General features: G+C 43.3%; 20 protein-coding genes and 1 other annotated feature. Of the genes, 1 reads left to right on the top strand and 19 read right to left on the bottom strand.

Annotated features, from left to right (window positions below; translation table 11 throughout):
• The first annotated feature begins 61 nt into the window (after positions 1-61).
• Positions 62-1,278, top strand: a protein-coding gene (locus MZ182_RS20175) for an IS3 family transposase (RefSeq protein ID WP_165564867.1) whose coding sequence is annotated in 2 segments (ribosomal slippage) — positions 62-344 and positions 344-1,278 — 1,218 coding nt in all. Because the reading frame shifts where the segments join, the coding sequence is not laid out codon by codon here.
• Positions 340-456: a sequence feature (AL1L pseudoknot), on the top strand. (Overlaps the previous gene by 117 nt.)
• A 23-nt stretch (positions 1,279-1,301) precedes the next feature.
• Here MZ182_RS20175 and MZ182_RS20180 read toward each other — a convergent pair.
• From MZ182_RS20180 to MZ182_RS20270, 19 genes are all read right to left on the bottom strand, one after another.
• The gene (locus MZ182_RS20180) at positions 1,302-1,868 is read right to left on the bottom strand and encodes an AAA family ATPase (RefSeq protein WP_248068326.1); all 567 of its coding nucleotides are present in this window, start codon (positions 1,866-1,868) and stop codon (positions 1,302-1,304) included.
• Positions 1,865-3,955, bottom strand: a complete 2,091-nt coding sequence (locus MZ182_RS20185; RefSeq protein ID WP_248068329.1) for a Mu transposase C-terminal domain-containing protein — start codon at positions 3,953-3,955, stop codon at positions 1,865-1,867. The genes MZ182_RS20180 and MZ182_RS20185 overlap by 4 nt, the downstream gene beginning before the upstream one ends.
• On the bottom strand, positions 3,939-4,766 hold the full coding sequence (locus tag MZ182_RS20190) for a TnsA endonuclease N-terminal domain-containing protein (RefSeq protein ID WP_248068331.1): 828 nt from the start codon (positions 4,764-4,766) through the stop codon (positions 3,939-3,941). Before MZ182_RS20190 ends, MZ182_RS20185 begins: the two co-directional genes overlap by 17 nt.
• 275 nt (positions 4,767-5,041) lie before the next feature.
• The gene (locus tag MZ182_RS20195; protein ID WP_248068334.1) at positions 5,042-6,793 is read right to left on the bottom strand and encodes a hypothetical protein; all 1,752 of its coding nucleotides are present in this window, start codon (positions 6,791-6,793) and stop codon (positions 5,042-5,044) included.
• Between the two features lie 475 nt (positions 6,794-7,268).
• Positions 7,269-8,138: a hypothetical protein gene (locus MZ182_RS20200; RefSeq protein ID WP_248068337.1), complete on the bottom strand. Its 870-nt coding sequence runs from the start codon at positions 8,136-8,138 to the stop codon at positions 7,269-7,271.
• Positions 8,139-8,509: 371 nt separating this feature from the next.
• Positions 8,510-10,339, bottom strand: a complete 1,830-nt coding sequence (gene glmS, locus MZ182_RS20205; protein WP_248068340.1) for a glutamine--fructose-6-phosphate transaminase (isomerizing) — start codon at positions 10,337-10,339, stop codon at positions 8,510-8,512.
• Between the two features lie 44 nt (positions 10,340-10,383).
• Positions 10,384-11,154, bottom strand: coding sequence for a DeoR/GlpR family DNA-binding transcription regulator (locus MZ182_RS20210; RefSeq protein WP_011791272.1), 771 nt, complete (start codon positions 11,152-11,154; stop codon positions 10,384-10,386).
• 202 nt (positions 11,155-11,356) lie between these two features.
• On the bottom strand, positions 11,357-13,462 hold the full coding sequence (locus MZ182_RS20215; protein WP_011791273.1) for a TonB-dependent receptor: 2,106 nt from the start codon (positions 13,460-13,462) through the stop codon (positions 11,357-11,359).
• Positions 13,463-13,738: 276 nt separating this feature from the next.
• On the bottom strand, positions 13,739-15,103 hold the full coding sequence (gene glmU, locus MZ182_RS20220; RefSeq protein WP_248068343.1) for a bifunctional UDP-N-acetylglucosamine diphosphorylase/glucosamine-1-phosphate N-acetyltransferase GlmU: 1,365 nt from the start codon (positions 15,101-15,103) through the stop codon (positions 13,739-13,741).
• Positions 15,104-15,300: 197 nt separating this feature from the next.
• A complete protein-coding gene (locus MZ182_RS20225) occupies positions 15,301-15,729 on the bottom strand; it encodes a F0F1 ATP synthase subunit epsilon (RefSeq protein ID WP_011791275.1) in 429 nt (142 codons plus the stop codon).
• 34 nt (positions 15,730-15,763) lie between these two features.
• Positions 15,764-17,155: a F0F1 ATP synthase subunit beta gene (atpD, locus tag MZ182_RS20230; protein WP_011791276.1), complete on the bottom strand. Its 1,392-nt coding sequence runs from the start codon at positions 17,153-17,155 to the stop codon at positions 15,764-15,766.
• Positions 17,156-17,190: 35 nt separating this feature from the next.
• Positions 17,191-18,051 (bottom strand): F0F1 ATP synthase subunit gamma, encoded by an 861-nt coding sequence (atpG, locus tag MZ182_RS20235; protein ID WP_011791277.1) that lies wholly within the window; start codon positions 18,049-18,051, stop codon positions 17,191-17,193.
• Between the two features lie 50 nt (positions 18,052-18,101).
• Positions 18,102-19,643: a F0F1 ATP synthase subunit alpha gene (atpA, locus tag MZ182_RS20240; protein WP_248068346.1), complete on the bottom strand. Its 1,542-nt coding sequence runs from the start codon at positions 19,641-19,643 to the stop codon at positions 18,102-18,104.
• A 14-nt stretch (positions 19,644-19,657) separates the two neighbouring features.
• Complete coding sequence (atpH, locus tag MZ182_RS20245) at positions 19,658-20,191, bottom strand: F0F1 ATP synthase subunit delta (protein ID WP_011791279.1); 534 nt, start codon at positions 20,189-20,191, stop codon at positions 19,658-19,660.
• A gap of 15 nt (positions 20,192-20,206) precedes the next feature.
• A complete protein-coding gene (gene atpF, locus MZ182_RS20250; protein WP_011791280.1) occupies positions 20,207-20,677 on the bottom strand; it encodes a F0F1 ATP synthase subunit B in 471 nt (156 codons plus the stop codon).
• Positions 20,678-20,704: 27 nt separating this feature from the next.
• The gene (atpE, locus tag MZ182_RS20255; protein ID WP_011791281.1) at positions 20,705-20,959 is read right to left on the bottom strand and encodes a F0F1 ATP synthase subunit C; all 255 of its coding nucleotides are present in this window, start codon (positions 20,957-20,959) and stop codon (positions 20,705-20,707) included.
• 35 nt (positions 20,960-20,994) lie between these two features.
• The gene (gene atpB, locus MZ182_RS20260) at positions 20,995-21,816 is read right to left on the bottom strand and encodes a F0F1 ATP synthase subunit A (RefSeq protein ID WP_011791282.1); all 822 of its coding nucleotides are present in this window, start codon (positions 21,814-21,816) and stop codon (positions 20,995-20,997) included.
• Between the two features lie 12 nt (positions 21,817-21,828).
• A complete protein-coding gene (locus tag MZ182_RS20265) occupies positions 21,829-22,212 on the bottom strand; it encodes an ATP synthase subunit I (RefSeq protein WP_014611875.1) in 384 nt (127 codons plus the stop codon).
• Between the two features lie 225 nt (positions 22,213-22,437).
• Complete coding sequence (locus MZ182_RS20270) at positions 22,438-23,316, bottom strand: ParB/RepB/Spo0J family partition protein (protein ID WP_011791284.1); 879 nt, start codon at positions 23,314-23,316, stop codon at positions 22,438-22,440.
• Position 23,317 lies beyond the last annotated feature (1 nt).

Raw genomic sequence — 23,317 nt, forward strand, 5'->3', positions numbered from 1 at the left:
TCCAAACCACCTGAATCATACCGGGTTTGTCGGAGGCTAATTTTCTTGAGAGAATTAGTCTATGAACAAGAGAACAACTTATTCCGCAGAAGTCCGCGAACGCGCAGTTCGTATGGTTTTAACCTCAGAGCATGATCACCCTTCCAGGTGGGCAGCGCTGGTGTCTATTTCATCAAAAATTGGCTGTACACCTGAGACATTAAGGGCTTGGGTTAATCGAATTGAGGTGGATTCAGGCAAAAGGCCTGGAGTTACCACCGATGCCGCAGCCAAGATCAAACAACTTGAGCGAGAGAACAAAGAGCTTAAGCAGGCCAACGAGATCCTGAAAAAAGCTGCTGCGTTTTTTGCCCAAGCGGAGCTCGACCGCAAACCGAAGAAATAGTCCAGTTCATTGATTCGCACCGAGCGTTGCATGGTGTCGAGCCGATTTGTCGTGTGCTGCAAATCGCGCCATCAACGTATTTCCGGTGCAAGTCACTTGCAGCCCAGCCACAGCTGCGCTGTCAGCGTTATCATCAGGATGAGGCGTTAAAGCCAGAGATTCTGCGCGTATGGCAGGACAATCGGCAATGCTATGGCATCAGGAAGGTCTGGAAGCAACTGAAGCGAGAAGACTTTACAGTAGCCCGCTGTACTGTTGCCAGACTGATGAGCACTCTTGGGATCCAGGGCGTGCGACGAGGACGTCGTTGTGTCACAACGATCCCTGATGAGAGTGCTGCTAAGCCGCTGGATCTGGTTAACCGGGAGTTTACGGCAAGTCGGCCAAACCAGCTTTGGGTGGCAGATATTACCTATGTGGCCACTTGGTCAGGCTTCGTTTACGTCGCCTTCGTCACCGACGTGTTCTCCCGTAAAGTTGTGGGCTGGAGGGTAATGAAGTCGATGCAGACGCAGTTAATTCTGGATGCACTGGAACAGGCTTTATGGGCCAGGGGCAAGCCTAAAGGCGTTATTCATCACAGCGACAGAGGAAGCCAGTATGTCTCGATACGATACTCAGAACGATTATCAGAAGCAGGCTTTACCGCGTCTGTCGGCAGCGTTGGTGACTCGTATGACAATGCATTAGCCGAGACGATAAATGGCCTGTACAAAGCCGAGGTCATTTATAAAGACGGCCCTTGGCGAGGGTTGGAGCAGGTCGAGCTTGCAACGCTGGATTGGGTTGACTGGTTTAACAACAGAAGATTACTGGGCTCGATTGGCGATATCCCGCCAGCTGAATATGAGGAAAACTATTATCGACAATTAAGGCAAGATACGGCAGCATGACTCAAACAAATCCGCCTCCGAATTTACCGGTTCGATTCACTTTGCTGAGATCCGTTATTCGGGCACTCAATTTTCAGATAACTCAGTTGGAAAAAGTTGTGTTTCTCGTGATAAATAACTTGGGGGTAAGTGGCCAAAATACGATCGAGAGTAGAGCTTTTGCCACTCCCCGAACAACCAATCAGTGATAAGCAGGTTGCAGTCGTTAGCACATTTCTGAATTTATAGCTCTGTAATGAGCCAGACATCACACGCTCATAGCCATTTTGAAGATGTTGGTTGAGAGAACCATCCTGAAGATTTCTGCTCACATATCCTCGGCGGATCATGATGGATATGCGCTCTTCCAATAGAACGTGCTGGGATAGTGGCTGAAAAAAATCATCCAGCAACGAAGCAACCATATGCGCACGCTGGCGTGGTTTTTCCCGTAAATACTCCAATGAAAAATCGACTTTGCCTTCCAAGCCATCTTTTAGCTGTTTGATCTCCATTATTGGAGGAAGAGCCTCGATAAACGGGTTGCCTTTATAGGAGCCGTTGCCAGTACCCTGATAGACTGCAGTAACGTACTCACTTGGCAGGCTCATTCGTTACCATCCGCGTCATCAAATAACTCATCAACATAGCTAGGGTAATCATAGTTTTCCTGAACAACATTAGGCAAATGGATGACCTCTGCCGTTTCTTCAGGGTTATCAGGAACACGAGGTTTTCGCGCTTCCCGCTCATCTTGAAGTGCTGCTTTGCGATTGGGCCTGATTGCAGCTATTCGTTCAGCCTTGGTCTGAGCCGATACATCAGGACTCAATTTTTCTGCCTGTTGAATTTTGTCTATGACTCGACGTTCATGCTCTCTTTTATGCTTGCTAGCTCTAACGCGACTGTTAGCCGCAGTAACCTTCAACTGCTCTTGACGCTGCCACACTTCCCAAAAGGAACAATTTACAAACTCTCTAGAACGCTCTGAAAGTTTACAAACCCAGTACTCAGCACTATTGGCATAAGGAAATAAATAAATTTCATACGCAGAATCAGGATCATAGGCAACAACCACTTTTTCAGGTCGAGTAACTTCCTTTGCTCTGTGCATCCAACCTTCTGCAATCATCTCCTGACAAGTGTAATAAACACCGAAAACACAAATTCCTAAGGTTGAGACAGTAGCGTTTTCTCTCGGGAGTAAACTCAACCTGATTGACGCTTCTGAAGCAGAACGCAAACGACCAGTACGATTTTTCACTCCCCAGTTCCATAATTCTAATGGAACATTGGGAAGATCCACTGGCATATCAGCAGACCGATCATATTTTTTCAACACATGATATTTATTATGATAAACAATTGAAGAAATTATGATTTCTTTAAAATCAGATATAGACAGCTTGGCATCAAGACGATAGTCCTTACCCCCATGTTTTCTTACGGTGTTTCCTGTCACAACGCCTGGGGCAAAGGGGGTAAAGTCAGCTTGTAAGACTTTAAAGTTCTGCTCAACAATGCCTTTAGCATCACCACGAAATGGCGGCGTATTTTCAATTCGAATAGAGAAGCTTTTTTCAAGATTTTCTATCTGGTACCCGAGCAGTTCTCCCCGATCAGCCAGAATACAATCCGGTAAACCTCTTGCTGGCCAATCTTCTGCTTCAATGTCCAATCCAAACTGATGACATAGCTCCACTTTATCCGTCATAGCCGACTTTAGGGCCTGGATTGCAGCTACGTAAGATGGGTTTTCAAAGCCGATGTAGAACCCTACGATAAGTCGGCTGAAAACATCAACGACAACGTATACAACTGGTCGTCCAACAATCCAGCTTCGGTTTGCATCAGAGACCACATAAATATCAGCAATGGTCGCATCAATTTCAAAACGAGAGCCGGGACCTAAAGCATGCAAATTTGCAGTGCCTGTTAACGGACGAATGTCTTTGTTGTACTTGTTTCGATTGACCCGACTTTTAATTTTTTCAACTTGAGAATATTCACGCTGATAGAAATGCTTCATCTGCCAGTTCGTCGGAATTTCCTCTTCTGGAATATCAGGAAAGTAAGCCTCATACATATCCTTAAAGCGCCTATGGGCATAAGGAAATGAGTATCCCTTATCGGTCAGAAGATATTTTTGAATGGCTATCCTGAACAACTTCTCGATGAGTTCATCAATATTGACGCCTGCCCCTGGTCCATACTTCCGAGGACGACCGAGCTTTTTCTCTCCTGGAATTCTCTTTTTGCCCTTCGCGCCAGAGTTTTTATAGTCGGGGAGTAATGCGTTAGGGATCTGGCCTCTTTTCCAATACTGTCGAATAAGCCGATACAACGTTTGCTTAGTTGTCTTATTGTTAGACATCACATCTTCGATGGCTTTGGCTCTGACCTTAGGAAGGAAAAAATCATCGCTCTCTATGATTGGGCCAATCAGCTCGTAATTTTGATCCCTTTTCACTTGGGCTACGCTGCCGTCAAGTGGCGATGACAGTATTAAATCCGTATATGGATCATCAACCCTGCGCAAAGCCCCATTATGAATTGCTTCAGTTAACGTATCTAAATCAATTAGCGCAGGAAAATGACTAGGACTATCTATTGATATCCAAACAAACACATCACCCAATCGACGTAAAATTCGAAAACGTTCCTGATCAAGCTCCAGTACATCATTGATTCGAAACATGACGAGCTCCGATTAAGTTCCCCATATTTTCGGCCACCAGATCTTTACCTCTGAGTTGGTGAAACGGCTGAGACATATCAAAATAAAAGCAACGATTTGCGAGTAACTGCCTAATTTCATAGATAGAAGTACCATCTGGCAGGTTATATGTACGGTCAATATCCTTACAAATATCGGTTACGAATTTCCTCTCATTACGATAAAACACTTCACTGTAATACGCGGTTTTATCGACTAAAAACTCATCTTCTATGTCATCTTGTTCTAAGGGATAGATCCAGCTAATATTCTGCACAAGGGTAGGAGAAACATCATGCTCAGTCACCAGAAACCAAGGTATTTGTTTCATTTTCCAGAATCGCCGTTCAATTTCTAACTTTTCGAAAATACGAGGATCTTTTAAAGCTTCCGAGCGCTTAGCTTGAATGACATATCTAGGACATTGAGGGTCAAGAGAATCAACCAAAAAATCTGACGACATATATAGCTGTACGCCGCTATCTGATGGATGACGAATACCATTCTCAGAGGCAATTATCAGTGTATCCTCTCGTTCAAGCGGAAACTGCTCCCGAATATCGACAACATCCGCCTTCCACTCAAGAGACAAGAAAACAGCTAACTCAACATCAGAAAGTAACTGATGAGTACGTTGGCATTTATGGCCAAAGACTCGATGAGAACGGCCATCAGAAGGCACATCTCTAACGGTAAGCCAAGGCAGGTAATTGGCTCCTTCACCTTGACCTCGGCCCTCTTTAATCCAACGACTATACTTGGCTTCAGAGGGTGCATATTTGCTTTTTGCCATAATCAGATTTCAAAACTGACGGTCACAAAAGCATAATTGCAACAGCAGTAGTATGCAACTTTATTACTTATTTTGACACTAATAGCTTGGAGTTCAAGACATTAATATAGTTGCTTATTGCAAGCACTTTTGGACAAAAGCGTGTTAGTACGTCGACTTTATCAGGTGAATTTCGGATAAAAATTTCTATGGGGTAACACCAGCTATAACTGATATCCAAAAGCTGCGGCGAAGTACAACCACCGCAGCTTTTTGGGGCTGAGTTAATAGCATTGTTATGCCCTCTCACAGTTTGAAATAGCAGTCTCAAGTAGCCTCTTCACATTATCCTTGAAATCCTTGACCCGTTCGGATGCTGAAAACGGAGGTACCGAGCGTTTTAAAATTGCCTCAATATCCGCACGTCGTAAAGATGTCGATCCCGGTCCACTGTAGCAATACGCTGTATTCCAACTTTCGTGAGGAACCTTAATTATTTCTTGACGAGCGAAATCAATCATCAACTTATTAAACTGTCTGCGAATACTATTTAAACTTTCTTTCTTCAGAGTATCACTGACCTCTCGTTTCCAGTTGATTGGCTTTGATATGAAGCTGTCCATCTCCTCATTCAATTTCTCTTCAAAATCTGTTATCGGGGTAAACATTCTAAAGCCATCAATTCCCATGTCCATGCGTCGATTGAAAGCTTCAACCGTTTTCCAGTGCTGGTCAGATAGCATATCGCTATACAAGTCATTGAATTTTCGTGTTGACTCTATGAGGAAAGCAGAAAGCATTTCAAAGTCGTAGACTGGGGCCACAAAGGATTGCTGGAAGTGCGACATATTGTGCGCTTGCTCGAAGACAAAATTTATCTGCCGCGCTCCTGCTTCATCCATTCCTTCATTTTGAAGACTTCCAAGAAACAAAGTTTTATTTTCGTCTGGTTCAATATCGAGGCCATCATCCCGCAGCGAAGCCAGCACGTTTGATAAACCATCTCTAACATCCTCAATACGATCCTTATCAGTGGGATCTTCTGAGTCGTATGGTTCCACTTCATCTAACTTGCTAAAAAGCAAAAACAGTTTATCCCCATAGCCACGCTGAAAAATGCTTTTGAGGGCACTCTTTCCCCCGGCGACAAAAGGCTTCTTGCTTTCTTCAATCAATAGAATTGCATCAGAATCATAGAAATAGTCGTAGTGCCTAGAATCTAATTGCCCTGCTTCCTTGGTATCATGACCGATCCCCTCGCCATCAATAACGACCGCCTCCACATTTTCTCGTAGCCAAGTAGCCTTAAGGTTCCCACGAATCCGAGCGTATTCAATAACAGGTGATATAGAGCCGATCTCGCTTGATAGTAGATCCTTGCATTTTTTTATAAAAAGCCCCCTCGATTCGGTTTCGAATTTATAGAGCCGCCATTCTTTTTCCAAAGTTACCCCATCGCATGATTCGGCAATAAGCCGCTGAATTTCGCAAACTACAGCGTCGCGAATATCAGAATAAGAAGTACCAAGCTCAGAAATTACAAACTCAACGAAAATTCCGGTCTCGTTTATGTCTTCGGGGAAATCTTGTTGATAGGCCCGAACACCATCTTCCAACCCCGGAAGCAAATTCTCTATTCGTGAAGCTATTGCTGTAGAAAATTCAGATGAGAGAATGTAGTAGAGACGAAATCTTTGATCGCTGGTTTGCCGGATATTCTTTACGATTTTTTCTTTATCTCGATCTTTGTAAAACTTGCCAATCGCATCTTTGAGAATTTCATCTATATAACCTTCAATCTCAGAAAGGGGTTTCAGTACAACTGTAATATCTAATATGCCCCCATTGCGTATAACATATTCTGTTGGTGCAACCGTCGTACGTTTTTGACGAGTTGTTGGGAATTTGTCTTCTTCTGTGCCAAGAAGCTTTCTAATTATTGTGGTCTTCCCAGCTCCAGTATCACCAAGAAAATACAACTTAGGCAGGTCAAGAGGCGTGGGACTTACCGCATTTAACTCGTTCTGGATTTCCTGATATCGGCTCATCGCAATACGCTCCTTTGGTGTGGTTTTTTTTAGGCATGATGTTCATAACGTAACGGCGAGGTTTTCGGTGTCCGTTAATGTGGCTTGTTTTGTGAGTAATCGATTACATAAGAAGTGCACATGATGATGGGCTATTTGACTTCCTTGTATCTGAACTCTCCGTATTCAGCCGATATTCGGACGTTTTGTTCCTCACTTGAAGCGGGGTGTTCAAGCTCGCCCAACCTACACTACCGATGCTTCAAGAGTGACTGAAAACGACATTATTAGTCAGCGCTAATTACGTTGTTGCGTATTAACTTTGTAGCATTATTAAAAGTTGGTCAATCGGTGGGCGTCACACTAATTCTAAAGTTATGATGCCAATTCACAATGGGGCACATGAATTACAACGGTACGCGCGAATAAACATTTTGAACGGCTTACCAATTATTCATCACATCCAAAGGATGTTTATTCGCGGATTATCCATGTATCATCTGAGAGTTGCTATTTTTTTCTCTTTATAATCAGCATCATAAATATAGATGACACTCATCAAATTTGGTGATTCAATCTGTGTCACACGATAGGTGTATTGATTTTTCAACGTTCCGTCGACCCCTAAGGTATACCAATATTTACCAGCAAAGAAATGTATGACATTTGGACTTCCTAGATGAAAGTCTTTAGCCCTCAATTGTGATGTTGTCCACACAGCGTCATCAAAGCCATAAGCAGCATAATCGCCAGAATCGGCGTGTGGCATTAGTTTCTTTACGTAGCTGTAATCGACTAATGTTGAGAATCTCATAACTCCAATATCACTATCGTTAGGTGCATTGATGCAATGTAACGCCTTCTCCTTCATTTCACATTTTGCATCTTTAACAAGTGATGAATCAGAATTTGTTAATTCTTTAAATGCTCTGCGAAGCATTTGCTGTGAAGAGGGGTCTTGACCTTTTTCAAGCTTAAGAATAACGATGTGGCCAATATCAGGGTAGTCTGCTGGATTACTAAGAACATTTGCTATTGCAAATCCAGAGGAGGACAGCTTTGATGTTGCAAGAAAATCTAACGCCTTGCTTATGCCTAAATTTTGCCCTATTTGGGTAGAAACTGTATCCCCTCCTAATTCGATAAAATGGACATCAGCCTTAGTGATCTGTGTATCAACATTTTTACTCTCTACTTCTGAATTACCTGCCAGTAATTCTAAATTCCCCCCAAAGCTTAGCTTTGCGTTCCCATAAAAAACTCCATTTTTAATAGCACTATCTTGTTTTGGAACAGATGCACATCCTGACACAAAGGACACAAGTAAACCCACAGACAACACACCCATAGATTTAAATTTTGACATTTAAAATCCCTATCTTAATTAAAAAAATATACAAAAAACAATATAATAAAATATTCACTGTTACTATGTTGTGATATTTATCAGATTCTAATTGAGTGATTTAACACAATTTAAAATACTTGAGGTCTGAATCGCCATATTTAGATTAGTCGTTTTTAGGATTACTAAAATTTGGTCAAATGGACAAATGTCTGCTGATGCTAAGCTAGGTTCGAAACTCACAATGGGGCATTTTCGATTTAGGAATGGCAGCGTATCGATTGCGATCGCTGCCATTTTAGTATGATACTTTAATACTTAGTATGAATCTTTATTACTTGGTATGAGACTTTATTACTCTCTCACAGCGGTTTTCATTTAAATATCTCTATTTATTCTACTGTTACAGATTTTGCCAAGTTACGTGGTTGATCCACGTCGGTACCTTTGATTAATGCAACATGGTACGACAATAGCTGTAAAGGAATAGTGTAGATCAGTGGCGCCATAAAGATGTCACAGTGTGGTACAGGGATCACTTTCATCGTGTCATCCGACTCGAACTCGGCATCTACATCGGCAAACACATACATTAAGCCGCCACGGGCACGCACTTCTTCAACATTCGATTTCAGTTTTTCGAGCAATTCATTGTTTGGCGCAACGACAATCACTGGCATATCGGCATCGATAAGCGCTAGTGGGCCGTGTTTTAATTCGCCAGAGGCATAAGCTTCAGCATGAATATAAGAAATCTCTTTCAGCTTTAACGCGCCTTCCATCGCAATCGGATATTGATCGCCACGGCCAAGGAATAATGCATGGTGTTTATCGGCAAAATCTTCAGCCAGTTCAGCAATCGCAGCATCTAAACCTAAAGCTTGTTCCACTTTTGCTGGCATAGATTGTAGGCTTTGAGTAATTTGGGCCTGCATTTGATCAGACATGCCATTGTGACGACCGATCACCGCAGTCAACATTAACAAGCCAGCAAGCTGTACTGTGAAAGCTTTAGTCGATGCCACGCCAATCTCTGCGCCTGCTTTCATCATGTAAGCCATGTCAGATTCGCGAACCAGTGATGAACCTGGCGCATTACAAATCGTCAACGTGGCTTTGTAACCCATTTCTTTCGCTAAACGCATGGCCGCTAAAGTATCGGCAGTTTCACCCGATTGTGAAATCGTCACCAACAGGCTATTTGGGAATAAGTGCGACTTGCGATAACGGAATTCAGAGGCAATTTCGACGTTACAAGACACGCCAGCCCAATCTTCTAACCAGTAACGTGCCGCCATGCCCGCATGGTAACTAGTACCACAGGCGATGATTTGCACATGTTTGATATCTTTTAAAAACTCAGCAGCGTTGTCACCAAAAGCCGTGTCTAGCACTTGCTTATTAGCAATACGACCTTCAATTGTGCGCGTCAGTGCCAATGGCTGCTCGTAAATTTCTTTAAGCATGTAGTGGCGATATTCGCCTTTGTCACCAGCATCGTGGGTAATTTCAGATTCTTTGACTTCACGCTCAACGGCATTACCGTTTAAGTCGAAAATACTCACGCTGCGACGGGTCACTTCGGCCACATCACCTTCTTCTAGGAAAGCAAATGAGCGAGTCACGGGTAATAAGGCGAGTTGATCTGAAGCGACAAAGTTTTCACCTAGACCAAAACCAATCACCAATGGACTACCAGAGCGAGCAACAACCATACGTTCACTATCACGACGGTCAATAACGACTGTGCCATAGGCGCCTTCGAGTTGTTTAACTGTGGCTTGTACAGCACCAAGCAGAGTGTTATGGGTTTTCAGCTCATGGTGCACTAAGTGACAAATCACTTCGGTATCGGTATCTGAACTAAAGCTGTAACCTAAACCTTTAAGCATTTCGCGCAGTTTATTGTGGTTTTCAATAATGCCGTTGTGCACCACGGCAATATCACCTTCCGATAAATGCGGATGAGCATTACGCTCACTCGGCTCACCGTGGGTCGCCCAGCGTGTGTGCGCAATACCGGTTCCGCCCGCTAATGGGTTAGTTTCAAGCGCAGTCGATAGCTCTTGTACTTTGCCAACACGACGGGTGCTATTGAGCTCACCATTGTGAATAACGGCAACGCCTGCAGAGTCATATCCGCGATATTCTAAACGGCGTAAGCCTTCTACCAGAATTTCAGCCACATCCCTTTGCGCCACGGCGCCTACGATTCCACACATAGTCTTTACCTATAAATTAAAATGAAGTTGTTAAGCTATTTTGTCTATTGAGCGTAGGGCGCTAACATAACTCGCACGCCCTGATCTGAAATTTGTTTTAACGCACTCTCGTCGATACGTGAGTCGGTGACCAACACACTGACCTTGGCCCACGGTAACTCTAAGTTAGGGATCCGCTTGCCGATTTTGTCAGAATCGACCATAACGATCACTTCGCGGGAAACTTCGGCCATCACTTTACTTAGGCCTGTTAACTCGTTAAAGGTGGTGGTCCCGCGTTCAAGATCGATACCATCGGCACCGATAAACAGTTGGTCGAAGTTATATGAGCGCAGCACTTGCTCGGCGACTTGGCCTTGAAAGGATTCAGAATGCGGGTCCCAAGTCCCACCGGTCATCAATAAAGTTGGCTCGTTTTCGAGTTCATGGATGGCATTGGCAAGGTGCAGCGCATTCGTCATCACCACCAGCCCACGCTTATCGTTCAGCTGTTCAATCAAACCTGACGTCGTAGTGCCACTATCGATAATGATGCGATTGTGATCTTTAATCAGCTGCGCGGCAGTTTTCGCAATAGAAAGTTTATTAGGCGCGATCTTGGCAGAGAACTGTTGAGTGACTTCGTCTGGAATCGCCACGGCGCCACCGTAACGGCGCAATAATAAACCCGTTTTCTCAAGCGCGGCGAGATCCTTACGAATCGTCACTTCTGAGGTTTCAAAACGTAACGACAGTTCATCAACGCTCACTTCACCCTGTTCGTTCAATATGGTGATTATGCTGTGGCGACGCTGCTGTGTGTTTCGTTTATTCATAAAACCTTTCAGTTAAGTTTCGATTCGAAAGGTGCATTATAGTGAAACGAAACTTTTTTGCTAGTCATACGAAGCACTCTTTCGCATGATCACGAGTCATTTTAATTAATTTAAAATTGTGAACTTAAAAACCAACCAATAAAAAAGCAGTTTATCCTTTAGGGATAAACTGCTTTAAATAGATTAAAAATCCTAATAAGTATTAGAACTTAGCTTCAACAGCAACACTGAAGTTACGGTCTTGGCCGATAGTGACCATTCTATCACTGCCACCGTCTAGGTACTCAGTATCAAAGAGGTTTCTGACGTTGGCGCGAAGGCTCACATCTTTACCCATGATATCCATAGTGTAGGCCGCACCGATATCAAAACGTACATAGCCATCTTTGGTGATAGTATTTACATCATCAGCAAAACGCTCTCCGACATAGATAGCACCAAAGTTCATCGCAAAGTTGTCTGTCACTTCATAGCGAGTCCAAATATTGGCTGACCACTCAGGAGCATCAATAGGGGTTTTACCATCTAAGCTCTTGCCACCGATTTTGCCTGCACCAGTATTATATTCCGCATCTAAATACATCATAGATGAAGTCACAAACCAGCTATCACCTAACTGACCTTGGGCACCAATTTCAAAGCCACGGTGATGTTGCTCACCACCTTGGGTTGTCATTGTTTTTTTACTCGGTATAGGGCTGTCAAGTTCAATGACAACGTTTGAAACCGTAATATCAAACACAGCAGCAGTTAATAGTAAGCTATCATTAAATAACTCCCACTTAGTCCCTAATTCATATTGAGTTCCATACTCAGGCTTAAGGTTATCGCCTTCATTAACATCTTCAGAACTGGTGACAGAACCTTTTGGTGCGAAGCTTTTTGAATAGTTAACGTAAATACTACCATTGCTCATTGGTGAGTAAATCACCCCAAACTTAGGCGATACGGCATAACTGTTGCCGCCTACACCATCTTTCTTCTGCTCGTCATAACGCACACCAGCAAGCAATTTCCATTGTTCATTTAAGGTCATTAAATCCTGCAGATAGAAACCGTAATATTTGTATTCACTTGGAATACTCAAGTTTCCTTGATGGTAATCAAGCTCTGGCTTAATCACCACTTGCCCAGGAATAACGGTTTGTGCTGTACCACGCTTAATTTGCTGTTGGTAGAAATAGTCTAAGTAGTTAGCACCAATAAGGAATTGATGCTCCATACCTGCTAAAGAAAACTCACCTGTAAAGTCCACAAAAGCCGTTTTATGTTGCCAATCATCGTAACGATCAAATGGGCTGATCCGATAACCATTTGTGAAAGGATCCGCCGTATAAACAGGCGCAGAATCGAAACGTTGACGGTCAAATTGTTGATCGTTATAACCTACTTTAACTTTCCAATCGTCAGTCATTTGCCAAGTAATATCGGCACCTAAATTTGAAATCGTATTATCAGTAAAGGCCCATGGCGCATCCCAAACGGTTTTACGTCCACCTATCACATTACCTTGAGCATCTAGCCAACCACCAGCATCAATACCCGCTTTATCTTGGGTATGATCGTATTTAACCGACAGAGTAACATCGTCGCTGACATCAAACTCTAGGTTTAGGTAACCTAACCAACGGTCACGCTCTTGGTTTTCTTCAGTGGTCGAATACTCACGCCAGTATTTAGTGTCTTGTTTCACTAACACACCACGGTAACGAATACTTTGAGCATCATTTAAGCTGCCACCAGCGTCTAATTGTGCGCGGGTTGAGCCGTAGCCATCGGTATCAAAACCAAGATCCAACATGGAGTCATAGGTAGGCTTTTTAGTGACCATATTCACTAAACCACCAGGACCAGACTGACCATAAAGCATGCTAGAAGGGCCTTTTAACACCTCAACTTGCTGTAGGGTTTCAATAGGTTGTACATAGTGAGACCACTGCTGATGGCCATTGATAAGATAACCATTACCGGAATCAATCTCGAAACCACGGATACTAAAGACTTGGCGGTTCCAACGCGTTGTACCCGCAGTTACGCTTGAGTCGTTGACTAAGACTTCAGCGAGGTTAGTGGCTAACTGTTCATCTGTAACAAAATCGGGGATAACATTAACGGACTGTGGAGTATCCATTAAGTTGATATCACCACGCATAGCACCCGATGCAGAACCCACTTTATAGTCGTTAAAAGTACGGCCAGTGACTTTAATACGTTCAATATTGGCATCTGTTGCATCATCAGCTAAAACAGGCATAGCCATTAATGCTGCGCCAACAGCAAGACCTACGATTGAATATTTAAATACCATTGCCAACACCTCGAATAAACCTTTAGTCTTAGAATTGCTGGCAATATAAATGAGAAGTGTTTTTATTTTATCTTCTTTACGTGAATTTACAATTGAGTGTGATACCGATCAAATTAGCTTAAAAACCAACAATTTGCACATAGCATATAAATGTTAATTAAACCTTAATTATTAAGCGTTTCTTAATAAAAAGGTTTTTAATGCTTAATCTTGAATATATGTAAAGACAAAAGCGGCACAGAGCCGCTTTTAGTTTTTAATGTTACGAAGTTAGATTCACTTTTTTATTTTAACGGGGCGCTTCCAATCCAAGAGATGCTTTTGTTTTACACGAGTGATCACTAACTCATTCTCACCCACATCACGGGTAATCGTTGAACCGGCCCCTAAAGTAGCACCTTTACCGATAGTCACAGGTGCCACCAACTGAGTATCACTGCCAACAAAGACATTATCTTCGATAACGGTTAAATGCTTATTAACGCCATCATAGTTACAGGTAATAGTACCAGCGCCAATATTAACGCCATCACCAATAATAGCATCACCTAAATAGGCTAAGTGCCCAGCTTTAGAACCTACACCAATAATCGCTTTTTTGACTTCAACAAAGTTGCCGATATGGGCATCTTGCTTAAGTTCTGCTCCCGGGCGTAAACGGGCAAATGGGCCAGCGCTGGCAGCAACACCCAGTTTAGCCCCTTCGATAATAGAGTAAGGCTTAATCTCGGCGCCATCGGCAATCTCACAATCAATCAATATTGCACCAGCGCCAATAGTGACGTTATTACCAAGAATAACTTTGCCTTCGAATATCACGTTAATATCGATCATCACATCCATACCGACGGTGACTTCACCGCGGATATCAATGCGATGTGGATCGCGAAGGTTCGCCCCCGCCAACATCAGTTTTTCGGCTTCACGAGCTTGGTAAGCACGTTCAAGTTGCGCTAATTGCACGCGATTATTGGCGCCTTCCACTTCAATGGCCGATTGTGGCTGAGCAGTATCAATAGCAACGCCATCTGCGTGCGCCATAGCAATAATATCCGTTAGATAGTATTCACCTTGAGCATTATTGTTCGATAAACGGCTCAACCAAGTTTTAAGTTGTTTACCTGGAACTGCCATGATGCCAGTATTTATTTCGTTGATCAGCAACTGCTCTGGGTTAGCATCTTTTTGCTCAATAATACCTACTACTTTTCCTTGCTCACGAACAATACGACCATAACCTGTTGGATTAGCAAGGTTAACTGTCAAAATAGCAACACCATTTTCAGGACGAGCGGCGAGTAATGCTTCAAGAGTCGATGCTTGGATCAACGGCACATCACCGTAAAGAATCAGTACAGTATCGTTGTCGGCGATATATGGACTAGCCTGTGCAACCGCATGACCTGTACCCAATTGCTCAGCTTGTAATACCCAATTAAGTTGTTGTTCACCTAAGCTGGCTTGTAGTTTGTCGGCACCGTAGCCGTACACCAATTGAATCGCATCACTGCCAATGCTATGTGCTGTATCAATCACATGCTGTACCATGCTTTTATGGGCGATAGGATGTAATACTTTAGGAAGATCTGAGCGCATCCGAGTTCCTTTACCTGCCGCTAAGATCACTACATTTAATGCCATTGCCATATCCTTGAACAAATTCCAAGAGGGTGAAAAAATTACCGTCGATTTTGTGGCGCAATTTTAGCGGAAAGCCCATCGAAAAGCGAAGCGGATAGCGATGCTAATCAATCAAAGACATACAAAAATGCCAATCTATCCCGATTTTAGAAACAAAAAGGCGACCCTATGGTCGCCTTTTTTCATAAACAATAACCTTATCTGGCAATGTTTTTCTTGATGGTTTCAACAACACGTAATTGAGCCATTGCTTTCGCTAACTCAACCATAGCTGCATCATAATCAAAATCAGCACCTGCATCGGCCATATGGGCTTCTGCACGGCGTTTTGCTTCTAATGCTGCCTGCTCATCAATTTCATCGGCACGCATTACGACATCCGCGAGAACGGCAATAGAATTGGGTTGCACTTCCAGAAAACCGCCTGAAAGATAAATAACCTCTTCACTGCCATCTTGCTTGATGATGCGCGCCATGCCAGGTTTGATAGTGGTCAGCAGAGGGGCGTGACCAGGTAAAATACCTAATTCCCCTTCAACACCAGTCACTTGTAGACATGCTACTCGACCTTTAAAAATGCTGTTTTCTGCACTTACAATATCAAGATGTACTGTCATGGCTGCCATCCGGTTCTCCTTAAAAAACTAAGTAAAAACTTAGTTATTTCTTTTTGTTGGCTTTTTCGATGACTTCATCGATAGAACCAACCATATAGAACGCTTGTTCTGGCAGATGATCAAACTCACCATTCAGAATACCCTTAAAGCCACGGATAGTGTCTTTAAGAGAAACGTACTTACCAGGAGAACCTGTAAAGACTTCTGCTACGAAGAAAGGCTGAGACAAGAAACGCTCAATCTTACGAGCACGGAATACAGTGGTCTTGTCATCATCTGACAATTCATCCATACCCAAAATCGCAATAATGTCTTTCAGCTCTTTGTAACGTTGCAATACCGTTTGTACACCGTTAGCAACATCATAATGCTCTTGGCCAACAACCAATGGATCTAATTGACGTGAAGTCGAATCCAATGGGTCAACCGCTGGGTAAATACCCAGAGAAGCAATTTGACGAGACAGTACAACAGTCGCATCTAAGTGAGCGAAGGTTGTTGCTGGTGATGGGTCAGTCAAGTCATCCGCTGGTACGTATACCGCTTGTACAGAGGTAATAGAACCCGTCTTAGTTGAAGTAATACGCTCTTGCAGAACGCCCATTTCTTCAGCCAATGTTGGTTGATAACCTACCGCAGAAGGCATACGGCCTAACAGTGCAGATACTTCAGTACCGGCTAAGGTATAACGGTAGATGTTGTCAACGAACAACAATACGTCACGACCTTCGTCACGGAACTTCTCAGCCATTGTCAGACCTGACAGTGCTACGCGTAAACGGTTTCCTGGTGGCTCGTTCATCTGACCATAAACCATGGCCACTTTGTCGAGAACGCCAGAATCTTTCATCTCGTAGTAGAAGTCGTTACCTTCACGAGTACGTTCACCCACACCGGCGAACACCGAAAGACCCGAGTGAGCTTTAGCGATGTTGTTAATCAGTTCCATCATGTTAACTGTTTTACCAACACCCGCACCACCGAACAGACCTACTTTACCACCCTTAGCGAATGGACAAACAAGGTCAATAACCTTGATACCTGTCTCTAACAGTTCAGTAGTGTTCGATTGATCTTCATATGAAGGTGCTGCACGGTGAATAACATAACGCTCTTCTTCACCGATTGGACCCGCTTCATCAATAGGCTCACCTAATACGTTCATGATACGGCCAAGCGTGGCGGTACCAACAGGAACAGAAATAGGTGAACCTGAGTTAACAACCTCAAGACCACGACGCAGACCATCAGAAGAACCCATAGCGATAGTACGAACTACACCACCGCCTAGCTGTTGCTGAACTTCCAGCACCAAACCATTACAGGCGCCTTCACCTGTGATCTTCAGAGCGTCATATACCTGAGGTACGGCATCTTGCGGAAACTCTACGTCCACAACCGCGCCAATTACTTGGACAACAGTACCTGTGCTCATGATAAATCCTCTAAAACTTGTATTCGTTACCTAACCTAAACCGCAGAGGCACCTGAAACAATTTCCGACAGTTCCTGCGTAATAGCAGCCTGACGAGCCTTGTTATATACCAATTGCAAGTCGTTGATCAGCTCACCAGCGTTGTCCGTTGCCGCTTTCATCGCCACCATACGGGCAGCTTGTTCAGAGGCAATGTTTTCAACAACACCTTGATATACTTGTGATTCTATATAGCGAACCAACAGCGTATCCAAAAGTACTTTTGGATCAGGTTCGTAGATGTAATCCCAAGGATGTTTATTAGCCACTTCTTCTGATTTAGGCAAAGGTAGCAGCTGCTCGATCACAGGAGCCTGAGTCATAGTGTTAACAAATTTATTAAACACAATAAACAGACGATCCAGTTTGCCTTCGTTGTAAGCTTTAAGCATCACACGCACTGTTCCGATCAGATCAGCGATGCTAGGAGCATCACCTAAACCTGATGCATGAGCAGGCATAGTGCCACCGAAGCTTTTGAAAAACTGCACACTACGAGCGCCAATTGGGCAAAATTCAACTTCTGCACCTTGCTCTTTCCAGTTTTTCAGATCTAAAAGAACCTTTTTAAATAGGTTAACGTTTAGACCACCACAAAGGCCACGGTCGGTTGCGACAACAATGTAACCAACCCGCTTAGCCTCTCGCACCTCTAAATAGGGGTGTTTGTATTCGAGAGAACCTTGCGCAACGTGACCGATCACCTTACGCATGCTTTCCGCATATGGACGGCTCGCAGCCATACGTTCCTGCGCTCTGCGCATTTTGCTGGCTGCCACCATTTCCATGGCGGACGTGATCTTTTGAGTGTTTTTAACACTCGCGATCTTGGTTTTAATCTCTTTAGCGCCGGCCATCTCTACTCTCCAATCTGGACCTGAGGTGTCTTAAGACACCTCTATCATTGTTACCAGGTTTGGGTTGCTACGAACTTGTCGAGGCCAGCTTTTAATTCAGCTTCGATCTCAGCGTTATAATCGCCAGTTTCGTTAATAAGCTTCATTAAAGCAGCATGCTCGCTGTTCATGAACGAGAGCAGAGCGGCTTCGAAATCACCGACCTTCTTCAGCTCAACACTCTTCAGATAACCTTTTTCAGCTGCGAAAATAGACACAGACTGAGCGGCTACGCTCATCGGAGCATATTGCTTTTGCTTCATCAGTTCGGTAACACGCACACCATGCTCTAGCTGAGCACGAGTTGCATCGTCAAGATCAGATGCAAACTGTGAGAACGCAGCAAGTTCACGATACTGTGCTAGTGCGGTACGAATACCACCAGACAGTTTCTTGATGATCTTAGTCTGAGCCGCACCACCAACACGAGAAACAGAAATACCTGGGTTAACTGCAGGACGTAGGCCTGAGTTAAACAGATCAGTCTCAAGGAAGATCTGACCGTCTGTAATAGAAATTACGTTGGTCGGTACGAATGCAGATACGTCACCCGCTTGAGTTTCAATAATTGGCAACGCGGTTAAAGAACCGGTTTTGCCCGTTATTGCACCTTTAGTGAACTTTTCTACATAGATTTCGTTTACACGTGAAGCACGTTCAAGTAAACGAGAGTGTAGATAGAATACGTCACCAGGGTAAGCTTCACGACCAGGTGGGCGCTTCAGTAGTAACGAGATCTGACGGTAAGCAACAGCTTGCTTAGACAGGTCATCGTATACGATCAAAGCATCTTCACCGCGATCACGGAAGTATTCACCCATAGAACAACCAGAATATGGTGCTAAGAATTGCAGCGCTGCAGCTTCAGAAGCCGTTGCAACCACAACAATAGTATTAGCTAACGCACCATGTTCTTCTAGCTTGCGCACTACGTTGGCGATAGTAGAGGCTTTTTGGCCAATCGCAACGTACACACACTTAATGCCAGAATCTTTTTGGTTGATAATTGCATCGATCGCCATCGCTGTTTTACCAGTTTGACGGTCACCGATGATCAATTCACGTTGACCACGACCGATAGGGATCATAGCGTCAACGGCTTTATAACCCGTTTGAACAGGTTGTGATACTGATTGGCGCTCAATAACACCAGGTGCAATCACTTCAACAGGAGAGAAACCATCGTTATCGATAGGTCCTTTACCGTCAATTGGCTCACCCAGAGTGTTAACGACACGGCCTAGCAAACCACGGCCTACTGGAACTTCCAGAATACGGCCAGTCGTTTTAACTTTTACGCCTTCTGCTAAATCAGCATAAGGACCCATTACTACGGCACCGACAGAATCACGTTCAAGGTTCAACGCGATTGCAAAACGGTTACCAGGCAGTTCGATCATTTCACCTTGCATCACATCGGCTAGGCCGTGGATGCGGATGATGCCGTCACTTACCGCAACGATAGTACCTTCGTTACGAGATTCGCTAACGACTTCGAACTGCTCGATCCGCTGCTTAATCAGATCGCTGATTTCAGTGGAATTCAGTTGCATGCTCAAACTCCCAATTACGACTGCAGCGTATCAGACAGGCGCGATAATTTACCGCGGACCGAGCCATCAATGACCAGATCACCCACCTGAATAATTGCACCGGCGATAAGCGCGGTGTCCGTGCTGCAATTCAGCTTAACTTTGCGTGCGAGACGTTTCTCTAGAGAAACACTAATATGCTGCTGTTGTTCTAAGCTAAGCTCAGTTGCCGAAACCACATTAGCTTCAACTTCTTTTGCCCACTCATTACGGAAATCTGAAAATAATTTCGATACCGTAGGTAGAACACTCAAGCGACCGTTTTCAGCCATTACCTTTATCAAGTTTTGACCTTGCTTATTGATTTGCTCACCACACACATTAATAAAAAGTGCAGCAAGTTTTGTATTGGCTAAAGCGCCATTAAGCAGGGGCTGCATGGTTTCGTTTTCACTTACCAGCGCGGCAAACGTGAGCATTTCAGCCCAGTTATCCACTGCATTGTGTTCAATAGCAAAGTCAAAAGCTGCTTTTGCGTAAGGGCGAGCGATGGTAGTTAATTCAGCCATGACTCTACTCCCTTATCAAATTTCAGCGACTAGTTTATCAACTATGTCACTGTGGGCGGCTTGATCAATCGAACGCTCAAGAATTCTTTCTGCACCTAAAACAGCCAGAGCAGCTACTTGCTTACGCAAGTCATCTTTTACGCGACTACGTTCATTCTCAATTTCAGCTTTACCCTGAGCGATAATTTTTGCACGCTCAGCATCGGCTTCAGCTTTTGCTTCTTCGACTATTTGAGCTTTGCGTTTATTCGCTTGCTCAATAATTTCGTTAGCAGTTACCTTGGCTTCTTTTAGTTGCTCGGTTGCTTTCGCTTGTGCCAATTCAAGATCTTTTGCTGCACGACCAGCATCAGCTAGACCATCAGCAATTTTCTTCTGGCGCTCTTCGATTGCATTCATCAACGGTGGCCACACAAATTTAATGCAGAACCACACGAACAGCGCAAAAGAAATTGCCTGGCCTAGCAGGGTAGCGTTAATACTCATAACGACAACTCCTTACAGGGTGCAAAATTAGCCAAGTTGAGCTAAGAATGGGTTAGCAAATACGAAGAATAGTGCAACACCCACTGCGATCATAGAAATCGCATCGAGCAGACCAGCAACGATAAACATTTTAATTTGTAAAGCTGGAGCCAATTCAGGTTGACGAGCTGAAGCTTCTAAGAATTTACCACCTAAGATAGCAAAACCAATAGCAGTACCTAGTGCAGCTAAACCAATCATGATAGCAACAGCGATTGCCGTAAAACTAATTACCGTTTCCATGTTATCTCCAATTTATATCAAATTTTTTAATAAAATTAATGTTCTTCATGCGCCATGCTTAGGTAAACAATCGTAAGCATCATGAAAATAAAGGCCTGTAACACAATGATCAAAATGTGGAAAATTGCCCAAGGCACAGAAAGTGCGAACTGAGCCCACCAAGGCATTAGTGCTATCAGAATAAAGATCAACTCACCCGCATACAGGTTACCAAACAGACGAAGCGCTAAAGAAATAGGCTTCGCAATCAAGGTTACTGATTCCAAAATAAAGTTTACAGGAATCAATGACCAATGATTGAAAGGTTGCAAGGTTAGCTCCTTAGTGAAGCCACCAATTCCCTTAGCTTTAATGCTGTAGAAAACAATCAACACAAATACACTCAAAGATAAACCGAGAGTGACATTGAGGTCAGTTGTTGGCACAACTTTTAGATAAGGAACACCTAAAAATCTGTTTGCAGCTTCGGGAATAAAATCAACAGGTATTAGATCCATGAAATTCATCAGGAAAACCCAAATGAAAATCGTAAGAGCTAATGGTGCGATGACAACATTTTTACCATGAAATGATTCTTTTGCTATCTTATCAACACCTTCCACGCACATTTCAACAAAACATTGAAGTTTACCTGGAACACCAGCCGTTGCTTTTTGTCCTGTTTTATAAAACAACCATAAAAACAGAACCCCAAGGCCTACTGAAAATAAAAGTGAGTCAATGTGCCAAGTCCAAAATCCAGCATCTTGACATGCATGATTAAAAGCAACTCCACCATCAGTAGAGCACATTTTCGCATTAGTCAGGTGATGCTGGATGTACTCAGAAGCATTTAAGGCTTCACCAGTTGTCGCCATGATTAATCTCACTTAATTTTGCTTGAAATATAAAGAGGCTGTAAAAGGTACTATGAGGCTTAATGCATAACAGACAAACAAAGATGTAAAATCTACATCTAACGTACTGAATACAAGTCCAAACAATACTATAGTTAACAGCAACTTTACCGCTTCCCCCAGGAAAAATGATTTAACAACTTTTCCCGATGAACTTGCCCCCATATGAGAGAAAGCAAAGGTTGCGAATACAAAATTAGGGAGTACAGCGATTGAACCACCTGCTAATGCAGAATAGCCAAACTGAACTCCCCACACAGCGAAAAAGAGAATTGAAGCACCCCCAGCGACCGCCGCCTGCATCAACACCAATTTATAGGCTGACCACTGGCCACGACGCGCTAAAACCTTACTCAATTCATCCTCTCCGCATTTATACTTTTTGTTTCGATGACCGGATGACAAATATCCGTATTTTTGTCGATGCACAAAAAGCTTGCGAAAGTATACCTTTTCACGCCTTCATTGCAACTTTGAGATAAGGAAAAACAACACTTTTAACGTGATATAGCGTCTAAACAGCCAAAATGTAAAATTAACATTTGTCACAAATTTACATTAAAAACTGTTAATCTACAGACCTTAATGAATTTTGCTAAGAATTCCGTCTAATTCAGCCAGATTCTGATAGTTAATTACAATTTTACCTTTGCCCTTACTGCTGTGAGCAATAGAAACTTTGGCACCTAATCTTTCAATTAACTGCTGCTCTAAACGACAAACATCTTGATCTTTAGTCGTAGTTTCGGCTTGTTTAGGCGGATTTAAGGTTTGGTTAATCAATCGTTCAGTTTCGCGAACGGTTAATTCCTTAGCTGCAACTAATCTTGCTAAATTTGTTTGTTCTTCGCCCTCAATTGCTAACAAGGCGCGAGCATGACCCATATCGATATCGCCATACTCGAGTAAACGCTTTACTGGCTCATTTAAGCCATTTAAACGCAACAAATTAGATACACTCGCTCTGGATTTTCCCACAACATCGGCAACCTGTTGGTGAGTCAGTTCAAATTCTTGCATTAAACGTTGTAATGCAATGGCTTCTTCCATGGCATTAAGATCTTCTCGTTGAATATTTTCAATAAGAGCGATAGCAATTGCAGCTTCATCAGGCACTTGCTTAACAATACAAGGAATTTTATCAATACCAGCAAGTTGTGATGCGCGCCAGCGGCGTTCACCTGCAATGATCTCATATTGGGTATCATTCACTTGACGTACAACAATAGGCTGGATAATACCTTGATTACGTATGGAATGAGCTAACTCTTCTAATGCCTCAGGGGACATATCCTTACGCGGCTGATACTTCCCAGGCTGCAACAGGTCGAGATCAAGATGTATAAGTTCTTCATTTTTATCAATAACAGCCATTTCATCTGTGTGCTTTTTACTGGCAGCATGACTGTTACTCAGCAGGGCATCTAACCCTTTACCTAACCCTCTTTTCTTTAACGTCATG

This window comes from Shewanella sp. JNE2, assembly GCF_023159115.1.
In the GTDB taxonomy this organism is placed as follows: domain Bacteria; phylum Pseudomonadota; class Gammaproteobacteria; order Enterobacterales; family Shewanellaceae; genus Shewanella; species Shewanella putrefaciens.

Excerpts from the sequence above, each read along its gene's own strand:
- atpG (WP_011791277.1), bottom strand. The coding sequence starts at position 18,051 with ATGGCCGGCGCTAAAGAGATTAAAACCAAGATCGCGAGTGTTAAAAAC.
- MZ182_RS20210 (WP_011791272.1), bottom strand. The coding sequence starts at position 11,154 with ATGAATAAACGAAACACACAGCAGCGTCGCCACAGCATAATCACCATA.
- atpB (WP_011791282.1), bottom strand. The coding sequence starts at position 21,816 with ATGGCGACAACTGGTGAAGCCTTAAATGCTTCTGAGTACATCCAGCAT.
- atpH (WP_011791279.1), bottom strand. The coding sequence starts at position 20,191 with ATGGCTGAATTAACTACCATCGCTCGCCCTTACGCAAAAGCAGCTTTT.
- atpE (WP_011791281.1), bottom strand. The coding sequence starts at position 20,959 with ATGGAAACGGTAATTAGTTTTACGGCAATCGCTGTTGCTATCATGATT.
- MZ182_RS20270 (WP_011791284.1), bottom strand. The coding sequence starts at position 23,316 with ATGACGTTAAAGAAAAGAGGGTTAGGTAAAGGGTTAGATGCCCTGCTG.
- atpF (WP_011791280.1), bottom strand. The coding sequence starts at position 20,677 with ATGAGTATTAACGCTACCCTGCTAGGCCAGGCAATTTCTTTTGCGCTG.
- MZ182_RS20180 (WP_248068326.1), bottom strand. The coding sequence starts at position 1,868 with ATGAGCCTGCCAAGTGAGTACGTTACTGCAGTCTATCAGGGTACTGGC.
- atpA (WP_248068346.1), bottom strand. The coding sequence starts at position 19,643 with ATGCAACTGAATTCCACTGAAATCAGCGATCTGATTAAGCAGCGGATC.
- MZ182_RS20190 (WP_248068331.1), bottom strand. The coding sequence starts at position 4,766 with ATGGCAAAAAGCAAATATGCACCCTCTGAAGCCAAGTATAGTCGTTGG.
- MZ182_RS20215 (WP_011791273.1), bottom strand. The coding sequence starts at position 13,462 with ATGGTATTTAAATATTCAATCGTAGGTCTTGCTGTTGGCGCAGCATTA.
- MZ182_RS20195 (WP_248068334.1), bottom strand. The coding sequence starts at position 6,793 with ATGAGCCGATATCAGGAAATCCAGAACGAGTTAAATGCGGTAAGTCCC.
- MZ182_RS20200 (WP_248068337.1), bottom strand. The coding sequence starts at position 8,138 with ATGTCAAAATTTAAATCTATGGGTGTGTTGTCTGTGGGTTTACTTGTG.
- MZ182_RS20225 (WP_011791275.1), bottom strand. The coding sequence starts at position 15,729 with ATGGCAGCCATGACAGTACATCTTGATATTGTAAGTGCAGAAAACAGC.
- atpD (WP_011791276.1), bottom strand. The coding sequence starts at position 17,155 with ATGAGCACAGGTACTGTTGTCCAAGTAATTGGCGCGGTTGTGGACGTA.
- glmS (WP_248068340.1), bottom strand. The coding sequence starts at position 10,339 with ATGTGTGGAATCGTAGGCGCCGTGGCGCAAAGGGATGTGGCTGAAATT.
- MZ182_RS20185 (WP_248068329.1), bottom strand. The coding sequence starts at position 3,955 with ATGTTTCGAATCAATGATGTACTGGAGCTTGATCAGGAACGTTTTCGA.
- glmU (WP_248068343.1), bottom strand. The coding sequence starts at position 15,103 with ATGGCATTAAATGTAGTGATCTTAGCGGCAGGTAAAGGAACTCGGATG.